The organism is Lacisediminihabitans sp. FW035 (assembly GCF_054880895.1).
On record NZ_CM142187.1, the window covers coordinates 262,861 to 280,384 of the forward strand.

Genomic DNA, 17,524 nt, shown 5'->3' on the forward strand with positions numbered 1-17,524 from the left:
GATGCTCCTCACGACAGCCGCGAGAGCAAGCGGACGGTCACGTCGGCGCCGGCGTCCTTGCCGATGGCCTTTCTCAGAGCAGCCGTGACCGGAATCATGTGCACACCCTCGCCGAGCGCAAGCATGGTCGCCGCAAAGGCACAGCCATCCATCGTCCCCGCCACCTTGAGGGACTTGCGAGTGCCGAAGAAGTCGGCCGATCCGGGCACTTTGACGACGGTCCAGCGGTGCGGACCCATGTCGCCCACGAGTGTCGCCTCGAACTCGTAGTCGAGGGCCTGCGGCAGGGCGATCTGTTCCATGACCTTGCTCCTCAGTGCGATGGGACGTCATCGGGATAGAATCAAACTAGACTGTCCAGTATGAAAGTGCAAGAGACACCACGGGGTGCGGCCTCGATCAGAAAGCGGGGGGCGATTCTGGCAGCGGCCGAAGATGTGTTCCTGCGCAACGGGTACCTCGGCGCGAGCATGGACGAGGTGTCTGCTCTTTCCGGAGTCTCCAAGCAGACGGTCTATTCGCACTTCGGCAGCAAACAGGCACTGTTCATCGAACTGGTCAGCGCGATGACCACGGATGTAGGCGATCGTGTAATCGGCGAGCTGGAGATCCCTGCGGAAGAGGACGAGCTCGCCGGGTTTCTGAGGGCGTATGCGCGGCGCCAGCTCAGCCTCGTGACCACCCCGCGCATCCTGCAGTTGCGTCGACTGGTGATCGGCGAGGTGGCGCGCTTCCCTGAGCTCGCCGAGACCCTGTACATCACCGGGCCGCAACGTGCGATCACCGCGATAGCCGCAATGCTCGAGCAACTGCACGACCGCGGCCTGCTGAGTGTCGATGACCCGGCCGTCGCCGCGTCCCAGTTCAACTGGCTCATGATGGGTGAGCCTCTCAACCGGGCGATGTTGCTTGGCGATGCCGGAGTGCCGACGTCGACGGAGCTCGACGCTCATGCGGCAGCCGCAGTGCGGGTGTTCCTTGCCGCTTTCGCTGTGCGGCGGTGACGAGGAGCCCGCTTCAATGATGACCGCCCCGTGCCCGACCCACCCGGGCGCCGCCGGGCGCAGGCGATGCTAGCCTGCGTGCGTGACCCCTGCCAGCGTCGAGTTCGCCGTCCTCCCGCTGCGCCCCGCTGGTGCCGTCGACTTCGTCGAGGACGTGACCCCGTGAAGGATCGCATCACCCTCCGGTTCCTCGCGGCGCCGGGCGATGCCGCTGCCGACGGGTCCACTGTGCAGGCCGGAAGCGTGCTCGAATGGATCGACAAAGCCGGCTACGCCTGCGCCGTCGGCTGGGCGGGCACCTCCTGCGTCACCGCCTACGTCGGCAACGTGAACTTCGGTCGCCCGATCCACCCCGGCGAGCTGGTGGAGGCCACGGCCCGCGTCATCCACACCGGTCGAACCAGCATCCATGTACGGGTGACCATCTCTTCGGCGGACACCCGTGACGGCGAGTTCGCCCCGGGGACCCACTGCATCCTGGTATTCGTGGCCGTCGATGGGGCCGGACGCCCGCACCCCGTGCCGGAGTGGGTACCCCACGGTCTCGAGGACCTGGATCTCGCAGCGGGGGCAGAGGGACGGATCGCGGCCCGCGCGCGGATCCACGACGAGATGCGCCGCCAGACCTACAGCGACCTCGGGACGGCGCCCCGCATCGTCCTGCGTTTCCTCGCCGCGCCATCGGTGGCCAACTTCGGAGGGAACGCCCACGGTGGAACGGTCATGCGCTGGATCGACGAGGCAGCCCGCACCTGCACGACCGGGTGGACCCGGCGGGCGACGATCGCCGTCTACTCCGGCGGGATCCACTTCTACCGGCCGATCCACATCGGCGACATCGTCGAGGTCGAGGCCCGACTCATCCACACGGGTGTGCGCAGTATGCATGTCGCGATCCACGTGCGGTCGGGTGACCCGGTCGATCCGGTGATGGCGCTGACGACGCAGTGCATGAGCATCCTCGTCGCCACCGGCGACGACGGCCGGGCCGTTGTGGTGCCCGCCCTCGAGCCGCGGTCGGACGAGGACGCGGCGTTGGATGCGCACGCGATCGAACTGATCGCGATGCGCGCCGAGCTTGGCGCCCTCGGGGCGGCATCCGAGTGGTCCGAGCAGTCGCACCGGTTCGACTACCTGCCGCTCCCGCTCTGATCGGCTGGAGCGCTCCGCCGGCAACGCCGGGCGCGCCGGGCTGCCGTCACCGCGCGGATGAGGCACGCTCGCCAGCTAGATTGTGACCATGTCCGGCAACCGGTCCGCCGACGACCGTAGCGTCGCCGCGAAGATCTTCGCGATCGCCGACGTGTTCGGCGGCGCAGGGGAACTGACCCTCACCGAGATCGCCCGACGCGCCGACCTGCCGCTCACCACGGCGCATCGCCTTGTGGCCGAATGGGTGGCCTGGGGTGGAATCGTGCGCGGCGACGACGGCCTCTACCGCGTCGGGATGCGACTGTGGAAGCTCGGGGTGCGCGCGCCGACGGCGCGCCGGCTGCGCACCGTCGCGATCCCGTACCTCGAAGATCTCTATGACCTCACGCGGGAGAACGTGCACCTCGCCGTGCGCGACGGCCTCGGTGCGCTCTACCTCGAGCGCGTCTCCGGCCGATCCGCCGTGCCCGTGATCTCCGATGTCGGCACTCGACTCCCCCTGCACGCCACCGGGGTCGGACTGGTGCTGCTCGCCTGGTCGCCGCCGGAGGTGCTCGACGAGCTGGTCGCCTCCGCGCCGCGCAAGTACCTGGCCAACACGATGACTACCGATCGCGAACTCCGACCTCGGCTGGCCGAGATCCGAGCGACCGGGATGGCGATCTCGATCAACGAAATGACCGCCGACTCCTTCTCCGCCGCGGCACCGGTGCGTGACCACACGGATGCCGTTGTGGCGGCCGTGTCGATCGTGGCGCACGCGGCACTCCGATCCGATCCGCAGTACCCCCTCGCCGTGAGTGTGGCTGCGCGGGGCATCTCCCGGGCGCTGGGGTGGCGTTCCTGAATTCCACTGGGTGGAAGTCGGGCCCCGCGTCCGAACCGTACCGGCCAGAGTAGGGCTACCATTCCCGCCGTTGCGAAAGGCCAGTATGAACATCCGCACCTCGGTAGCCATCGTGGGGGCGGGCCCTGCCGGCCTGCTTCTCGGGCACCTGCTTGCCGCCTCCGGCATCGACTTCGTGATCATCGAGGCGAGGTCGCGCGAGTACGCGCTCTCGCGCATCCGGGCCGGGGTGCTCGAAGAGTCCTCGGTTGAAGTGCTGCGACGCCTCGGCCTCGACGGGCGCCTCACCGAGCACGGACTCGTGCACGACGGCATCTACCTCCAGTACGAGGGCATCCGTCATCACGTCGACTTCGCCGAGCTGATCGGCCGCACCGTCACGGTCTACGGGCAGCAGCAGGTGGTCAACGACCTCATGCTCGCCCACGACGCGCTCGGCTCGGCGCTCTACTTCGAAGCGAGCGGGGTTACCCCGCGCGACGTCGAGACCCCCCGTCCTTCGGTGGACTTCGTTCACGAGGGCACTGAGTATTCCGTCGAAGCGGACTTCGTGGTCGGAGCGGACGGCTTTCATGGGGTGTGTCGCTCGATCATTCCCGCGGGCGTGATCACGAGCTTCGAGCGGGAGTATCCGTTCGCCTGGCTCGGCATACTCGCCGATGTCGCGCCCTCCACCGACGAACTGATCTACGCCCTCCACCCGGACGGCTTCGCGATGCACTCGATGCGCTCTCCGTCAGTGTCGCGCCTGTATCTCCAGGTGGATCCGGACGACGACATCGCCGCCTGGAGCGACGAGCGCATCTGGGCCGGCCTCCACGAGCGGCTCGGGATCGAGGGGTGGACGTTGCATGAGGGCGTCATCACCGAGAAGTCGATCACCCCGATGCGGAGTTTCGTGGCCTCGACCCTCAACCACGGGGCGCTCTTCCTCGTGGGCGACGCCGGCCACATCGTGCCGCCGACCGGAGCCAAGGGGTTGAACGCCGCCATCTCCGACGTGGCGATGCTCGGCGCTGCCCTCGACTCGTACTACGCCGGGGATGCCGGCCCGCTCGCCGGCTACAGCGACCGCGCACTCTCCCGACAGTGGAAGACCCAGTACTTCTCGCGCTGGATGACCGAGATGCTGCACACGACGGGCACAGGGGCAGAGGCGGAGAGCCGCTACCGGAGCCATATCGGCCAGCTCCAGTACGTCACCGGTTCGCGATTCGCCCTGCAGAGCCTCGCCGAGCAATACACCGGGCTTGCGATCGAGGGGATCTGATCATGGAACTCCCCACCCAGGCGCAGATCTCGGCCGAGATCGCGGCGGCCCATGCGGCCGCGGACGGTTCGCGGGGCCATCCCGAGCGCGGCTTCACCCCGTATCGCAGCAGCACGCTGCGCCATCCGTTCCACGATTTGGTGAGGACGGATCCCGAGGTGATCGAACTCGTGTCTCCCGTCTACGGACACAGCGACGTCGCGGCCAACGAGAGCGACCTCACGATCCAGCACGCCGGTGAACCGCTCGGCGAGCGGATCATCGTCACGGGGCACGTGCTCGACGGTGACGGCCGACCCGTGCGCAACCAGCTGGTGGAGGTCTGGCAGGCCAACTCCGGGGGACGCTACGTGCACAAGCGCGACCAGCATCCGGCTCCGCTCGATCCGAATTTCACGGGCACCGGCCGGCTGGTCACCGGAGACGACGGCAGCTATCGTTTCGTCACGATCAAGCCCGGCCCGTACCCCTGGAAGAATCACCGCAACGCGTGGCGGCCGGCGCACATCCACTTCTCGCTGTTCGGCGACCAGTTCGTGCAACGTCTCGTGACGCAGATGTACTTTCCGGGGGATCCGCTCTTCCCCCTCGATCCGATCCTGCAGTCCATCTCCGAGCAGTCCGCCCGGGACCGACTCGTCGCAACCTACGACCATGAGGTGACCCAGCCCGAGTGGGCGACAGGCTACCGTTGGAATATCGTGCTGACCGGGTCGAAGGCGACCCGGATGGAGCAGGAAGGAGACGATCGATGACTGACCTTCACCAGACCCCGTCGCAGACCGTCGGTCCGTTCTTCGGATATGCACTCCCCTACGACGGGGGAGACCGACTGCTGCCTCCCCACGCTCCCGGCACGATCCGGCTGCACGGCACCGTCTTCGACGGCGCCGGCGAGGCGGTGCCCGACGCCTTCGTCGAGATCTGGCAGGCGGATGCCGCGGGATCGGTCGTCTCCGAACGCGGCAGCCTCCACCGCGACGGCTACACCTTCACCGGGTTCGGCCGGGCCGCGGTCGACGACGGTGGCCACTACTCCTTCACCACAGTGAAGCCCGGGCCGATGCGCGCCGGTTCATCGCCCTATGTGATGGTCACGATCTTCGCGCGCGGCCTTCTGCACCACCTGTTCACCCGGGCCTATTTCGGGGACGATGCCCCCGATCCCGCGCTGCAGGGGCTCGGTGACCGCGGGGCGACCCTGGTGGCCCGGCCGGACGGCGATGCGAGCTATCGGTTCGACATCCGGCTTCAGGGCGAGCAGGAAACGGTCTTCTTCGACTACGGAGTCGATGCGGGTGCGTGACTGGGGGTTGCTCGACCCGCTGGCGACACCGGGCGTCGACGACGATGCCGTGCTCGCGGCGCTGGTCGAGGTGGAGAGGGCGCTGATGCTGGCCTGGCACGATATCGGTGACGCGCCCGACCTGGTCGCCGAGGTCTCGTTCGAGGTGTCGCACCTCGACCTCGGGCAGATCGCCCGCGGCAACCGCGATGGCGGCAATCCCGTCATCCCCCTGGTCGCCCAGCTGCGAACGCAAGCCGAGGCGAGCCATGCAGGTGCCGGGGACTGGGTGCATCGCGGTGCAACGAGCCAGGACATCCTCGACAGTGCCCTCATGCTCGTCGCGACGCGGGCCATCGGCCTCGTGTCCGCGTCTCTCGCCGATTCCGCGGAACGCCTCGTCGTCCTCGCCGAGACCCATCGGCACAGTCTCATGGTCGGCCGCACGCTCACCCAGCACGCCGCCCCCATCACCTTCGGCGTGAAGGCCGCCTCCTGGCTGGACGGAGTCGAAGCCGCCCGGGCCTCCCTCGACGCCCTCGCCCTGCCCGTTCAACTCGCCGGAGCCGTCGGCACCGGAACCGCGTTCGCCGATCTCGGCGGGTCGGCAGAGAGCGGCCCCCGCCTCCGCGCGGCGCTCGCGGGCAGGCTGGGGCTCGCCGACCCCGAGCGCAGCTGGCAGGCCGAGCGCAGCATCGTCGCCACCCTCGCTTCCGCCCTCTCCCTCGTGATCGGCTGTCTCGGCCGCGTCGCGACCGACGCGCTCGTGCTCGCGCGCACCGAGATCGGCGAGCTGTCGGAGGGCTCCGCTGGGGCGTCGTCGGCCATGCCTCAGAAGCGCAACCCGACGGCCGCGGTGCTGGTGAGATCGGCCGCCCTCCAGGCGCCCGGCCTACTCGCGACGGTGTTCTCGAGCCTCGCGACGGAAGACGAACGGCCGGCCGGGGCCTGGCACGCCGAATGGCTCGCGCTCCGCTCGCTGCTGCGAATAGCGGTGGAGAGCAGTGCCGCGACGGCGGTCTTCCTCTCGGCGCTGTCTGTAGACACCCAGCGGATGCGTGCCACCGTCGACTCGGATGGCGGGCTCGCCTGGGCGGAACACGCCACCTCCCAGCTGGTGCCCGATCTCGGCCGGGCCGCGGCGGCCGTCGTCGTCGCTCGTGCCATCGAGCTGACCACCGCCGACCTGTCGTTCGGGGCGGCACTCGCGGCCGAACTCGACGGCCGCGTCGTGGACCTGTCGCCAGAGTCGATCCACGCAACCGCCGACCTCATCGTCGACGCCGCCCTTGCCCGGTACCAGGCGTCACGACACCAGGCTCCACCACACCAAGCTTCACCACACCAGGCTTCACCACACCAGGCGAGGAGCGCCCGATGACCGTTCCCCTTATCCGCTGCACGATCGATCCGGCCGACCCCTCGAGCGCGTCGAGCGAGTTACTCGTGCTCGGTCCGTCCCTCGGAACGACGAGCTCCCTCTGGAGCCCGGCGGTCTCCGCGCTCACGGCGAGTGGTGGGCGCCGTGCGACCCGCGTCCTGCGATTCGACCTGCCCGGGCACGGGGCGAGCCCGGCCGCGACGGAGCCGTTCACCATGGGGGAGCTGGCGGATGCGGTGCTGCGGCTCGTCGATGAGGCGGGAGGCGGCCGCTTCCACTACGCGGGCGTCTCTCTCGGCGGCGCCGTCGGGATAGAGCTCGCCCTGCGCCATCCGGATCGCCTGCTCAGCCTCGGGATCTTCTGCTCGGACGCGAAGATCGGCACCGAGCAGACCTGGATCGATCGCGTCGCCCAGGTGACCAGCCAGGGCACCCCCTCGCTCGTCGCCGGAACCCCGGCCCGCTGGTTCGCCGGCGATTTCATCGCGCGGCAGCCTGCCGTGGCATCCGCAATCCTGAACGACCTGTCCGAGACCGATGACGCCTCCTACGCGTTCTGTTGCGGAGCGCTCGCCCACTTCGACCGCACGGCCGATGTCGGGGCGATCGCCGTGCCGACCATCGCTGTGGGCGGGAGCGAGGATCCCGTGACGACGCCAGGCGCCGTCGCGCACCTCGCCGTGCAGATACCGGGCGCGCACTACGTCGAGATCCCGAACGCTTCCCACCTCGCCGCCATCGAGAGGCCCGTCGAGGCCGCTCGGATCCTCGCCGACCTGCTCGCGTCGGGTGACGACCTGTATTCGCGCGGGGTTCGCACCCGGCGGGCGGTGCTCGGGGATGCCCACGTCGATGCGGCGGAGGCGAAGATCACCGCGGAGACGGCCAGCTTCCAGGAATTCATCACCCGCTACGCCTGGGGCGACGTCTGGAGCCGCACGGAGTTGTCCCGGCGGGAGCGCAGCATCGCGACCCTCGCCAGCCTTGTCACCGGCAGTCACGAGCACGAGATCGCGATGCACGTTCGGGCCGCCCTCACCAACGGTCTCAGCCGCATCGAGATCGCCGAGGTGATACTGCACACCGCGCTCTATGCCGGGCTGCCGCCGGCCAATCGCGCGCTGGCCATCGCGCGCGACGTCTTTGCCGAAATCGACACGAAGGAGACCCATGGATAAGACCTATGCATCGGCGGCGGAGGCCGTCGCCGACATCCCGAGCGGAGCGATGATCGCGGTTGGCGGCTTCGGACTCGTTGGAGTGCCGATCGTGCTGATCCGGGCACTGCTCGCTCAGGGCACCGATCACCTCGAGGTCATCTCGAACAACTGCGGCGTCGACGGCTGGGGGCTCGGCGAGATCCTCTCGGCCGGTCGCATCGACCGGGTGATCGCGTCGTACATCGGCGAGAACAAGGAGTTCGCGCGCCAGTATCTCGGGGGCGAGCTCGAGGTCGAGCTGACTCCGCAGGGCACGCTCGCCGAGCGGCTGCGTGCCGGCGGTGTCGGCATCCCCGGATTCTTCACCGCCACCGGGGTGGGCACCATGGTCTCCGAGGGCGGACTGCCGTGGAGGTACGCAGCGGATGGCACGGTGGCCGTGCAGTCCCCGGCGAAGGAGACCCGCGTGCTCGGGTCGCTCGGCGAGCAGCGAGAGTACGTCTTCGAGGAGGCGATCCGGGCGGACTTTGCGCTCGTGCGTGCCGCGAAAGGCGACCGCCACGGCAACCTGGTCTTCGAGAAGTCGACCCGCAACTTCAACCCGCTCGCCGCGATGTCCGGCCGGATCACGATCGCCGAAGTGGACGAGATCGTCGAGCCAGGCGAGCTCGACCCCGACCAGGTGCACCTCCCCGGGATCTACGTGGACCGCATCGTGCAGCTCACGCCCGAGCAGGCGACCGAATTGCCCATCGAGAAGACGACAGTTCGACAGCGAGGCGACAACTGATGCCACTCACCCGTGACGAAATGGCCGCGAGGGCCGCTCTCGAGCTGCATGACGGCAGCTATGTGAACCTCGGCATCGGACTGCCGACGCTCATCCCGAACTTCATCCCCGATGGGGTGACCGTCGTGCTTCATTCCGAGAACGGAATACTCGGGGTCGGGCCGTACCCGTGGGAGGGCGAAGCGGATCCCAAGCTGATCAATGCGGGCAAAGAGACGGTGACGGTGCTCCCGGGGGCGTCGTACTTCGACTCCGCGGCGAGCTTCGGCATGATCCGTGGAGGCCGGATAGCCACTGCGGTGCTCGGGGCGATGCAGGTCTCGGTGGCCGGCGACATCGCGAACTGGGCGGTGCCGGGCAAGCTGATCAAGGGTATGGGCGGCGCGATGGACCTCGTCAACGGAGCCGACCGCGTGATCGTGCTCATGGAGCACGTGGCGAAAGACGGCTCGGCGAAGATCGTGGAGACGTGCAGCCTTCCGCTCACCGGCGTGCGCTGCGTCGACCGCATCATCACGGAGCTCGCGGTCATCGACGTCACGCCCGAGGGGCTCGTGCTCGTCGAGACCTCTCCGGGGGTCACCGTCGACGAGGTCATCGCGGCGACTGGCGCACCCCTCACGATCGCGCTCGACCGATGACCGAGCTGCGGGAGGTGGTGATCTGCGAGCCGCTGCGCACCCCGGTCGGGAGGTTCGGCGGATCTCTCGCAACCGTGTCCGCCCTATCGCTGGCGACGCGGGTCATCGAAGAGCTTGTCGCTCGAACGGCGATCGACGGGGCATCCGTCGACGATGTGATCTTCGGCCAGGGGTATCCCTCGTCCGAGGCTCCGCCGATCGCCCGGGTCGCAGCGCTGGACGCCGGCCTTCCGGTGACCGTCGGCGGCTACCAGGTCGACCGTCGATGCGGCTCCGGCCTGCAGGCCGTGATCGACGCCGCGATGCAGATCCAGGTGGGGGCGAGCGAACTCGTCATCGCCGGGGGCGTGGAGTCGATGAGCAATGCACCGCTCTACACCGTCGAGGGCCGGCGGGGCGTCACGGGTGCCGGGCTGATGCTCCACGACGCCCTCAGCCGCGGACGCGTCACGGCCGGGGGCAGGTTCTATCCGACACCGGGAGGCATGGTCGAGACCGCGGAGAACCTGCGGCGTGACTACGGCATCTCCCGCGAGGAACAGGACGAGGTCGCGCTGCGTTCCCACCAGCGCGCGGTCGCGGCGCAGCGGGCCGGCCTCTTCGCCGACGAAATGGTGCCGGTCACCGTGCCCGGGCGGAAGGGCGATGTGATCGTCGATACCGACGAGCATCCGCGGGCCGACTCTTCCCTCGAAACGCTCGCCGCTCTCCGACCGGTGACGAAAGGCGATCCCGACGCCACCGTCACCGCGGGCAATTCCAGTGGACAGAACGACGCGGCGGCGGCCTGCATCGTCACGACGCCGCAGCGTGCGGCCGAGCTCGGGCTGACGCCCCTGGTAAGGCTGGTGTCCTGGGCGCGGGCCGGCGTCGACCCCACTCGTATGGGCCTCGGTCCCGTCCCCTCCACGGCCCTCGCGCTCGATCGCGCCGGACTCGAGCTGAAGGATCTCGACCTCATTGAGATCAACGAGGCCTTCGCGGCCCAGGTGCTCGCGGTCACTCGCGAATGGGGATTCGCGGAGTCCGACTGGGAGCGCACGAACGTCAACGGCGGAGGCATCTCTCTCGGGCATCCGATCGGCGCGACGGGCGTGCGCATCCTCGCCGGCCTCGCGCGCCAGCTGCAGCGCAGCGGCGGTCGGTACGCGCTCGAGACCATGTGTATCGGCGGCGGCCAGGGCCTCGCGGCGGTGTTCGAGCGCGCCTAGCCTCGACCGAATATCGAGTATGTGATGCGTGGAGAAAAGCGCGCGAGTGGGCAGTAGTGGCGCCATTTCGAGACGCATGGAGCCACCTTTGCCCACTCGCGGCGGGATGCGGGCCAAGGGGAGGAAATCTGGGCGCCTACGTCTCCCAGTGACTGAGGTGGACGCGGGGTGCTTCGCTCGCGAGATACCGCACGATTCGGCCGCTGCCGCTGCCGCTGCCGCTGCCGCTGCCGCTGCCGCTGCCGCCGCCGCCATCGCCGCAGCCCTCGCCGCCTGACCGCTTCCGGCTCTTTGAAGACACTGGACTGGCGGTGCGTTCGGCGCGCCGCCGAATCGCTCGTGTCTACGTTGACATTCCCATGCCGATCACTGTACATTCATATAACGAAAACGACTTTCACACAGTGAAGTGACCGAAGTTGGGAAGCGGCGTGCAGACGATTGAACACCCCGGGGTTCCGGTGGGGGCGGACTGGCTCGGACTCTCCGGAGCGCGAGTCCTCATCGCGGGTGCCGGGGGCATCGGTACCGACTGCGCACTCGGATTCGTCGCGGCCGGCGCGACGGTCGTGATCGTGGATCGCGACCAGTCCCGGCTGGACGCCTTAGCGACGGAAGGCTCGATCCACACCCTCCAGGCAGACCTCACGGAGGCTGGAGCGGGCGCACGACTCGTCGAGGCGGCGATCGATACCCTCGGCGGCCTCGATGTGCTCGTGCACTGCATCGGCATGAACGACCGGCGGCCGGTGCTCGACTTCACGGAGGACGAGTGGGAGCGGGTCATGCGCACCAACCTCTCCACGGCATTCGGGGTCGCGCAGGCCGCGGGTCGCCACATGGTGGCGAACCGCACGGGCCGCATCGTGGTCTTCTCCTCGGTCTCCGGGCAGCTGGCCCACAAGAACCACGGCCCCTACGCGGCATCCAAGGGCGGCCTCAACCAGATGATGCGCGTGATGGCCGCTGAGTGGGCGAGCTCGGGCGTCACCGTCAATGCGGTCGCACCCGGCTACATCGAGACGCCGCTCACCGCGGACTACCTGGCGAAGCCGGGGGTGCGCGAGGGCCTGGTGAAGCTCGTGCCCGCCGGGCGACTCGGCGTGCCGGCCGAGGTAGTGGGCCCCGTGCTCTTCCTCGCCTCCGGCCACGCGCAGTTCATCACCGGACATGTGCTCTATATCGACGGCGGCCGTACCCTCGTCTGACCACCGACACTCACCAGTTCCCCGCAACGAAAGAGATCATCATGAGTCCACAGATCTTCCCCCGCTTCGAAGGCAAGACCGTGCTCGTCACGGGCGCCGGAACCGGCTTCGGGGCCGAGATCGCGTTTCGCGCCGCGCAGGAGGGGGCAAGGGTCGCAGTGCACTACAACTCCTCGAAGGCCGGAGCCGAGGCGACGGTCGAGCGGATCGAGGCGATCGGTGGCGAGGCGATCACCGTGCAGGCGAACATCGGCACCTGGGAGGCCATCAAGAAGATGGCCGACGAGGTGTGGGCCGCGTTCGGCACTCTCGACGTGCTGGTGAACAATGTCGGGGATGTCTCAAGCGAGCAGATGTCCTGGCGCGAGCTCACCCAGGAGGCGCTGGATGCCGTGATCGACATCGACGTCAAGGGCACGCTGCTGATGACCCACGAGTTCGGCGAGCGGATGCTCGAACAACCGAACGGCGGCAACATCATCAACGTCGGCTCGACGGTGATCGTGCGCGGATCGCCGCGCGCGCCGCAGTACGCCGCGGCGAAGTACGCGATCCTCGGAATCACGAAGTCGTACGCCAAGGTGCTCGCCCCGGCGGTGCGCGTGAACACCTTCGCCCCCGGCTTCATGGAGACCGAGCGGCTGCTCAATCGCGCGGACTGGAAAGCCGGTCGCCGGGAGACCCTCATCTCCCAGACGCCGATGGGTGTCATCCCGCCTCCCGAATTCGTCGCGGGCACCTGCCTGTGGCTGGCGACGGAAGAGGCAGCACATCTGACCGGCGGCTACCTGCTCGCCGATGGCGGATTCAACATGGTAGGAGCCTAAAGATGAAACTCATCACCTTCGACAACGGCCGCGTGGGTCGACTCGAGTTGGAAGAGGGCGTCGTCATCGAACTGGACGTGCCCTCAACGCGCGAATACTTCGAGCGCGGTGGCCAGGTCATCGAGACCGGCGAGCGTCTGAATTACTCCGACGTGAAGCTGGAGGCGCCCATCCGGCCGAAGAAGTTCTTCCACACCGCGGGCAACTTCGCCGATCACCACAAAGAACTGCAGGCTGTGGACTGGTCGCATCCGGTGCACAAAGGCATCGTGTTCTTCCAGAACGTCGACGCCATAATCGGGCCGGATGACGCGATCGTCTACCCGGAGGGCCTCACGCAGGAGCTCGACTACGAGCTCGAACTCGCAATCATCATCGGCAAGTCCGGCAAGTTCTTCGGGCCCGACGAGGCTGTCGACTACATCGCCGGCTTCACGGTCTTCAACGACATCACCGCTCGCGACATCCAGCGGAAGGAGATGGAGTCGGGGGTGTTCTCGTTCAGCAAAGGCATCGACACCTTCTGCCCCATCGGCCCGTGGATCGTCACCGCCGACGAGGTGCCCGACATGCACGAACTGCCGATGCAACTGCGGGTGAACGGCGAGGTGCGCCAACAGGGCAACACCAACCAGACCCGCATCAAGTTCCCCCACCTGGTGGCGTACCACTCGCCGCAGATCTACAGCGCGGGCGACATCATCACCACCGGCACCATCTCGGGCGTCGCGGCGGTTCAGCCGAACCCGTTCGACTTCTACCTGCAGCCCGGAGACCAGATCGAGGCCGAGATCACTGGCATCGGGGTGCTCAAGAACCACGTGGTGAGCTGGGAAGAGGCCCACGGCGAGCCGGCCCCGCAGCGGGTCGACTGGTGAGTCGGGGCATCCGATGAAGCTGGCGAATCTCGCCGGCCGGGCCGTGCTGGTACTGCCCGAGGGGGCGGTCGACATCGAGCGCGCCAGCGGCGGCACCTTCGGATCCGACCCGCAGGCCCTCTACGGCCGGTGGGACGAGTTCGTCGCGTGGGCGGCCGGAGTGCGCTCGGGGGCGGAACCCTTCGATGTCGCGCGGCTCGATGCGCCGGTTCCGCGTCCCGCCCAGGTCTTCGCGATCGGCGTGAACTACGCCGAGCATGCCGCGGAGGCCGGGTATCCGAGCGATTCGACCCCGGTCACGTTCACCAAGTTCCCCACGTGTCTCACCGGCCCGGAAGCGACGGTCGAACTGCCGAGCGAGTTCGTGGACTGGGAGGTCGAGCTCGTCGTGGTGATCTCGAGGCGCGCGCAGAGGGTGGCGCGCGAGGATGCCTGGCGTCACATCGCGGGATTCACCATCGGTCAGGACCTCTCCGAGCGTCACGTTCAGATGCAGGGCAGCCGCCCGCAGTTCAGCCTCGGGAAGTCGTATGCCGGCTTCGGCCCGACCGGACCGTGGCTCGTCACCCCGGACGAGTTCGCCGATCCGGCAGACCTCGAGATCAGCTGTGACATCGGCGGCGAGACGTTGCAGCACTCGAGGACCTCCGCCATGATCTACGACGTTCCCGAGCTGATCGTGCGCCTCTCGGCGATCTGCGCCCTGCTGCCTGGCGACATCATCTTCAGCGGCACTCCCTCGGGCATCGGCAACGCCCGCACGCCGAAGCGATTCCTCGGTGCCGCGGACGTGCTCGTGTCGACCATCGAAGGAATCGGTTCGATAACGACCCGGTTCGTGTCGAGATCCGCCGATTGACAGCCTCCGGATCACCCGTTAGTTTCAAATCAAGAAAATAAAAGTGGCTTTCGAAGAATGAAAGTTACCGACCCGAAGGCGCAACGATGCGGCTGCTCGAAGTGGATAGGCTCCGCGTCTCCTATGGAGCCGTGGTGGCGGTCAACGACGTCTCCCTCTCGATCGACGAGGGCGAGATCGTCGGATTGATCGGCCCGAACGGTGCCGGAAAGTCCTCGTTCATCGATGCCCTCACCGGCGCCATCCGAAACCGGGGTGGCTCGGTGCTCTTCGAAGGCAAGAGCCTCGACACGCTCGCCCCGCATTCCGTCGCCCGCCGGGGATTGCTGCGCACCTTCCAGTCCGTCGAGCTCTTCGACGACCTCACCATCCTCGAGAACCTTCAGGTCGCCGCCGAGCAGCCGACCTTTCTGAACATGCTCTCCGACCTGGTGGCGCCGAGCCGGCCAAAGGGCGTCGAAGACATCGCCTGGGCGGCCGCGCTCTGCGACCTCGGTGAGGTGCTCGACCGTTTTCCGAGCGAGTTGTCCCACGGCCAGCGCAAGCTCGCCGGTGTGGCGCGGGCCCTGGCGAAGCGCCCGCGGCTCGTGCTGATGGACGAGCCGGCGGCCGGCCTCGACACGGACGAGAGCATCGCCTTCGGCGAGCGCCTGCGCTCCCTCCCCGGCCACGGGGTGAGCGTCCTGCTCGTCGACCATGACATGGAGCTGGTGCTCGGCGTCTGCGACCGCATCTTCGTCATCGACTTCGGAACGGTGATCGCCAGCGGGACCCCCGATGAGATCCGCAAGGACGAGCGGGTCATCGAGGCCTACCTCGGAGGACACAATGTCGAAGCGTGACGCGGCCGTGGCGGTCTCGGAGCACGTACTCGAGCTCTCGGCGATGTCGGCAGGTTACAACGGGCTCGCCGTCGTGCGCGAGGTGTCCCTCACCGTGGCGCGGGGAGAGATCGTGGCCCTTCTCGGCTCGAACGGCGCTGGCAAGACCACGACTCTCTCGGCGATCGCGGGTCTCGTGAAGCCGATGAGCGGCACGATCTCGCTGCTCGGGGCGTCGACGGCGGGACGGTCGGCGCATCGGCTCGCACGGGACGGCGTCGCCCTCGTGCCCGAAGACCGCGCGCTCTTCCACGATCTCACCACCCGGGAGAACCTGCGGGTCGCCAGTGTGCGCGGCCACGCGAACGAGAGCGAGGAGCAGGTGCTCGAGTTCCTTCCGGAGCTGAAGAAGTGCCTCTCCCGCAAGGCCGGTCTCCTCTCCGGAGGCGAGCAGCAGATGCTCGCGGTCGGCCGGGCGCTCGTCGGCCGGCCCCGGCTGCTCATCGTGGATGAGATGAGCCTCGGTCTCGCCCCCGTCGTCGTCGAACGACTGCTCCCGGTGCTCCAGGACATCGCACTTCGGCTCGACACGGCGGTGCTCGTCGTGGAGCAGCACGTCGCCCTTGCGATGGATGTCGCCTCCCGCGCCTACGTGCTCGCCCACGGTCGCATCGTGCTCGAGGGCAAGACCGACGAGCTGAGATCGAGCAAACAGCTCATCGAAGCCTCCTACTTCGGAGACCCCGACGCGGTCGCGGCCCTTGCCTCCACCGAGAAAAGGGCCACCAAGAAGAGGGCCACCGAGGAGAAACCGACGGCATCCCCCTAGCCTGCAGCCCCTCTGATCGGGGGCTCGCTTGAACCTCACCCGTCGGGCGAGGTTGCGCCACACGTACTGCAACGAAGGAGTGACATGGCAATCAATGGAAAGACCCGAGGTGCGACGATCGTCGCCCTCACCCTCGGCGTCAGCCTCGCCCTCGCGGCGTGCTCGACGACCGCGACAACCCCCACCGGCTCCGACACGGGAACCGCGTCATCCGCACTCGGAACTCCCAACAAAGCCACCGGCACCCCGATCGTCTTCGGAGTCCTCAATCTCGAATCCGGCCCGGTGACCTTCCCGGAGGTCGTGCTGGCCGAAAAGGCCGCGGCCGAGTACGTCAACGAATACAAGGGCGGCATCGGTGGACACCCGATCAAGATCGTCTCCTGCGCGACGGACGGATCCCCCGCGACCTCGCAGCGCTGTGCCAACCAGATTCTCGACCAGAAGCCCGTCGCGATCCTCGGCGGTGCCGACACTGGAGCACCCGGTGCCATCCCGGTCTGGGAGCGCGCCGATCTGGCCTACCTCGGCGGGGTCCCATTCACCCCGGTCGAGCAGAACAGCAAGAACGCCGTGATCTTCTCGAGCGTATCCACCGCGGACAACGCGGCGGCATCCGTCTACGCAGCGAAGACCCTCGGGGCCAAGTCGGCTGCAGTCATCTACACCTCCGACACCCAGGGCACCGCGTCGGCCGAGGGCGCGATCATCCCGACCATGACGAACGCCGGTATCACCAAGATCACAAGGATCGCGATCGCCCCGACCGCGTCCGACGTGTCCGCCGCCGTAGCGACCGCGGTGGGCGCAAGCCCCGACGTGATCTACGTCGATGCGCCGGCGGCCTGCCCGAACATCCTCAACTCGCTGAAGCAGCTCGGCAACCAGGCCAAGATCCTCGGCATCGACCCGTGCACCTCGCCCGCGGCGATCAAGGGAGCCAATGGCGGCGCAGACGGACTCTACTTCGCCTCACCGGTGCTCGACCCCGGTGCCGGTACCGCCGAGACCAAGCTCTACCTCGCCGCGCTCAAGAAGTACGCCCCGGCGGATATCGCCCTCGACTCGCTCGCCGCTCTCGGCTTCCAGACCGTGATAAACGTGCAGGCCGCCCTGGCGAAGTTCAGCACCGCCGACCTGACGAAAGACAAGATCCTCGCCGCCTTCACCACGGGCAGTGATCACGCGAACTTCATGGGCCACCCGTACACCTGCGACGGCAAGCAACTCGCCGGAGCGACGGCCGTCTGCAATGCGTTCCAGCAGATCCGCCAGATCAAGGGTGGAGTGCCGACGGTGGCCTCCAAGGAGTTCGTCGATCCGGGCACGTACTACACGCCGAAGAACTGACCCCACCGCTC

At 67.9% G+C, this 17,524-nt stretch carries 20 protein-coding genes; 19 read left to right on the forward strand and 1 reads right to left on the reverse strand.

Annotated elements, in window-relative coordinates; translation table 11 throughout:
- Positions 1 to 8 precede the first annotated feature (8 nt).
- The gene (locus ACVXZ4_RS01260; RefSeq protein ID WP_461796445.1) at positions 9 to 302 is read right to left on the reverse strand and encodes a DUF1905 domain-containing protein; all 294 of its coding nucleotides are present in this window, start codon (positions 300 to 302) and stop codon (positions 9 to 11) included.
- A 60-nt stretch (positions 303 to 362) separates the two neighbouring features.
- Between ACVXZ4_RS01260 and ACVXZ4_RS01265 the strand changes: the two genes are divergently transcribed.
- The 19 genes from ACVXZ4_RS01265 to ACVXZ4_RS01355 all read left to right on the forward strand — a co-directional run bounded on the left by ACVXZ4_RS01265 (position 363) and on the right by ACVXZ4_RS01355 (position 17,513).
- Complete coding sequence (locus ACVXZ4_RS01265) at positions 363 to 1,004, forward strand: TetR/AcrR family transcriptional regulator (protein WP_461796446.1); 642 nt, start codon at positions 363 to 365, stop codon at positions 1,002 to 1,004.
- Positions 1,005 to 1,166: 162 nt separating this feature from the next.
- Positions 1,167 to 2,156, forward strand: a complete 990-nt coding sequence (locus ACVXZ4_RS01270; protein ID WP_461796447.1) for an acyl-CoA thioesterase — start codon at positions 1,167 to 1,169, stop codon at positions 2,154 to 2,156.
- Positions 2,157 to 2,244: 88 nt separating this feature from the next.
- Positions 2,245 to 3,003 (forward strand): IclR family transcriptional regulator, encoded by a 759-nt coding sequence (locus tag ACVXZ4_RS01275; protein WP_461796448.1) that lies wholly within the window; start codon positions 2,245 to 2,247, stop codon positions 3,001 to 3,003.
- 85 nt (positions 3,004 to 3,088) lie between these two features.
- Entirely contained in the window at positions 3,089 to 4,273 is a 1,185-nt protein-coding gene (locus ACVXZ4_RS01280; RefSeq protein WP_461796449.1) for a 4-hydroxybenzoate 3-monooxygenase, read from the forward strand.
- A gap of 2 nt (positions 4,274 to 4,275) precedes the next feature.
- Positions 4,276 to 5,028 (forward strand): protocatechuate 3,4-dioxygenase subunit beta, encoded by a 753-nt coding sequence (gene pcaH, locus ACVXZ4_RS01285; RefSeq protein WP_461796450.1) that lies wholly within the window; start codon positions 4,276 to 4,278, stop codon positions 5,026 to 5,028.
- Complete coding sequence (gene pcaG / locus ACVXZ4_RS01290; RefSeq protein WP_461796451.1) at positions 5,025 to 5,579, forward strand: protocatechuate 3,4-dioxygenase subunit alpha; 555 nt, start codon at positions 5,025 to 5,027, stop codon at positions 5,577 to 5,579. Before pcaH ends, pcaG begins: the two co-directional genes overlap by 4 nt.
- Positions 5,566 to 6,939, forward strand: coding sequence for a lyase family protein (locus tag ACVXZ4_RS01295; RefSeq protein WP_461796452.1), 1,374 nt, complete (start codon positions 5,566 to 5,568; stop codon positions 6,937 to 6,939). The genes pcaG and ACVXZ4_RS01295 overlap by 14 nt, the downstream gene beginning before the upstream one ends.
- Positions 6,936 to 8,117, forward strand: a complete 1,182-nt coding sequence (pcaDC, locus tag ACVXZ4_RS01300; protein WP_461796453.1) for a bifunctional 3-oxoadipate enol-lactonase/4-carboxymuconolactone decarboxylase PcaDC — start codon at positions 6,936 to 6,938, stop codon at positions 8,115 to 8,117. The genes ACVXZ4_RS01295 and pcaDC overlap by 4 nt, the downstream gene beginning before the upstream one ends.
- A complete protein-coding gene (locus ACVXZ4_RS01305) occupies positions 8,110 to 8,889 on the forward strand; it encodes a CoA transferase subunit A (protein WP_461796454.1) in 780 nt (259 codons plus the stop codon). The genes pcaDC and ACVXZ4_RS01305 overlap by 8 nt, the downstream gene beginning before the upstream one ends.
- Positions 8,889 to 9,530 (forward strand): CoA transferase subunit B, encoded by a 642-nt coding sequence (locus tag ACVXZ4_RS01310; RefSeq protein ID WP_461796455.1) that lies wholly within the window; start codon positions 8,889 to 8,891, stop codon positions 9,528 to 9,530. The genes ACVXZ4_RS01305 and ACVXZ4_RS01310 overlap by 1 nt, the downstream gene beginning before the upstream one ends.
- Complete coding sequence (locus ACVXZ4_RS01315) at positions 9,527 to 10,741, forward strand: acetyl-CoA C-acetyltransferase (RefSeq protein WP_461796456.1); 1,215 nt, start codon at positions 9,527 to 9,529, stop codon at positions 10,739 to 10,741. Before ACVXZ4_RS01310 ends, ACVXZ4_RS01315 begins: the two co-directional genes overlap by 4 nt.
- 148 nt (positions 10,742 to 10,889) lie before the next feature.
- Positions 10,890 to 11,018: a hypothetical protein gene (locus ACVXZ4_RS01320; protein ID WP_461796457.1), complete on the forward strand. Its 129-nt coding sequence runs from the start codon at positions 10,890 to 10,892 to the stop codon at positions 11,016 to 11,018.
- A gap of 154 nt (positions 11,019 to 11,172) precedes the next feature.
- On the forward strand, positions 11,173 to 11,949 hold the full coding sequence (locus ACVXZ4_RS01325) for an SDR family NAD(P)-dependent oxidoreductase (protein WP_461796458.1): 777 nt from the start codon (positions 11,173 to 11,175) through the stop codon (positions 11,947 to 11,949).
- Between the two features lie 41 nt (positions 11,950 to 11,990).
- Positions 11,991 to 12,776, forward strand: a complete 786-nt coding sequence (locus tag ACVXZ4_RS01330; RefSeq protein ID WP_461796459.1) for an SDR family NAD(P)-dependent oxidoreductase — start codon at positions 11,991 to 11,993, stop codon at positions 12,774 to 12,776.
- A gap of 2 nt (positions 12,777 to 12,778) precedes the next feature.
- Positions 12,779 to 13,654 (forward strand): fumarylacetoacetate hydrolase family protein, encoded by an 876-nt coding sequence (locus tag ACVXZ4_RS01335; protein ID WP_461796460.1) that lies wholly within the window; start codon positions 12,779 to 12,781, stop codon positions 13,652 to 13,654.
- A gap of 13 nt (positions 13,655 to 13,667) precedes the next feature.
- Positions 13,668 to 14,513, forward strand: a complete 846-nt coding sequence (locus tag ACVXZ4_RS01340) for a fumarylacetoacetate hydrolase family protein (protein WP_461796461.1) — start codon at positions 13,668 to 13,670, stop codon at positions 14,511 to 14,513.
- 86 nt (positions 14,514 to 14,599) lie between these two features.
- Entirely contained in the window at positions 14,600 to 15,355 is a 756-nt protein-coding gene (locus tag ACVXZ4_RS01345; protein ID WP_461796462.1) for an ABC transporter ATP-binding protein, read from the forward strand.
- On the forward strand, positions 15,342 to 16,163 hold the full coding sequence (locus tag ACVXZ4_RS01350; protein ID WP_461796463.1) for an ABC transporter ATP-binding protein: 822 nt from the start codon (positions 15,342 to 15,344) through the stop codon (positions 16,161 to 16,163). The genes ACVXZ4_RS01345 and ACVXZ4_RS01350 overlap by 14 nt, the downstream gene beginning before the upstream one ends.
- An 84-nt stretch (positions 16,164 to 16,247) precedes the next feature.
- The gene (locus ACVXZ4_RS01355; RefSeq protein WP_461796464.1) at positions 16,248 to 17,513 is read left to right on the forward strand and encodes an ABC transporter substrate-binding protein; all 1,266 of its coding nucleotides are present in this window, start codon (positions 16,248 to 16,250) and stop codon (positions 17,511 to 17,513) included.
- Positions 17,514 to 17,524: the final 11 nt, after the last annotated feature.

What these genes read in the sequence shown, in the direction of transcription:
- ACVXZ4_RS01260 (WP_461796445.1), bottom strand. Translation starts at nt 302, where the DNA reads ATGGAACAGATCGCCCTGCCGCAGGCCCTCGACTACGAGTTCGAGGCG.
- ACVXZ4_RS01265 (WP_461796446.1), top strand. Translation starts at nt 363, where the DNA reads ATGAAAGTGCAAGAGACACCACGGGGTGCGGCCTCGATCAGAAAGCGG.
- ACVXZ4_RS01275 (WP_461796448.1), top strand. Translation starts at nt 2,245, where the DNA reads ATGTCCGGCAACCGGTCCGCCGACGACCGTAGCGTCGCCGCGAAGATC.
- ACVXZ4_RS01280 (WP_461796449.1), top strand. Translation starts at nt 3,089, where the DNA reads ATGAACATCCGCACCTCGGTAGCCATCGTGGGGGCGGGCCCTGCCGGC.
- pcaH (WP_461796450.1), top strand. Translation starts at nt 4,276, where the DNA reads ATGGAACTCCCCACCCAGGCGCAGATCTCGGCCGAGATCGCGGCGGCC.
- pcaG (WP_461796451.1), top strand. Translation starts at nt 5,025, where the DNA reads ATGACTGACCTTCACCAGACCCCGTCGCAGACCGTCGGTCCGTTCTTC.
- ACVXZ4_RS01295 (WP_461796452.1), top strand. Translation starts at nt 5,566, where the DNA reads ATGCGGGTGCGTGACTGGGGGTTGCTCGACCCGCTGGCGACACCGGGC.
- pcaDC (WP_461796453.1), top strand. Translation starts at nt 6,936, where the DNA reads ATGACCGTTCCCCTTATCCGCTGCACGATCGATCCGGCCGACCCCTCG.
- ACVXZ4_RS01305 (WP_461796454.1), top strand. Translation starts at nt 8,110, where the DNA reads ATGGATAAGACCTATGCATCGGCGGCGGAGGCCGTCGCCGACATCCCG.
- ACVXZ4_RS01310 (WP_461796455.1), top strand. Translation starts at nt 8,889, where the DNA reads ATGCCACTCACCCGTGACGAAATGGCCGCGAGGGCCGCTCTCGAGCTG.
- ACVXZ4_RS01315 (WP_461796456.1), top strand. Translation starts at nt 9,527, where the DNA reads ATGACCGAGCTGCGGGAGGTGGTGATCTGCGAGCCGCTGCGCACCCCG.
- ACVXZ4_RS01330 (WP_461796459.1), top strand. Translation starts at nt 11,991, where the DNA reads ATGAGTCCACAGATCTTCCCCCGCTTCGAAGGCAAGACCGTGCTCGTC.
- ACVXZ4_RS01335 (WP_461796460.1), top strand. Translation starts at nt 12,779, where the DNA reads ATGAAACTCATCACCTTCGACAACGGCCGCGTGGGTCGACTCGAGTTG.
- ACVXZ4_RS01340 (WP_461796461.1), top strand. Translation starts at nt 13,668, where the DNA reads ATGAAGCTGGCGAATCTCGCCGGCCGGGCCGTGCTGGTACTGCCCGAG.
- ACVXZ4_RS01345 (WP_461796462.1), top strand. Translation starts at nt 14,600, where the DNA reads ATGCGGCTGCTCGAAGTGGATAGGCTCCGCGTCTCCTATGGAGCCGTG.
- ACVXZ4_RS01350 (WP_461796463.1), top strand. Translation starts at nt 15,342, where the DNA reads ATGTCGAAGCGTGACGCGGCCGTGGCGGTCTCGGAGCACGTACTCGAG.
- ACVXZ4_RS01355 (WP_461796464.1), top strand. Translation starts at nt 16,248, where the DNA reads ATGGCAATCAATGGAAAGACCCGAGGTGCGACGATCGTCGCCCTCACC.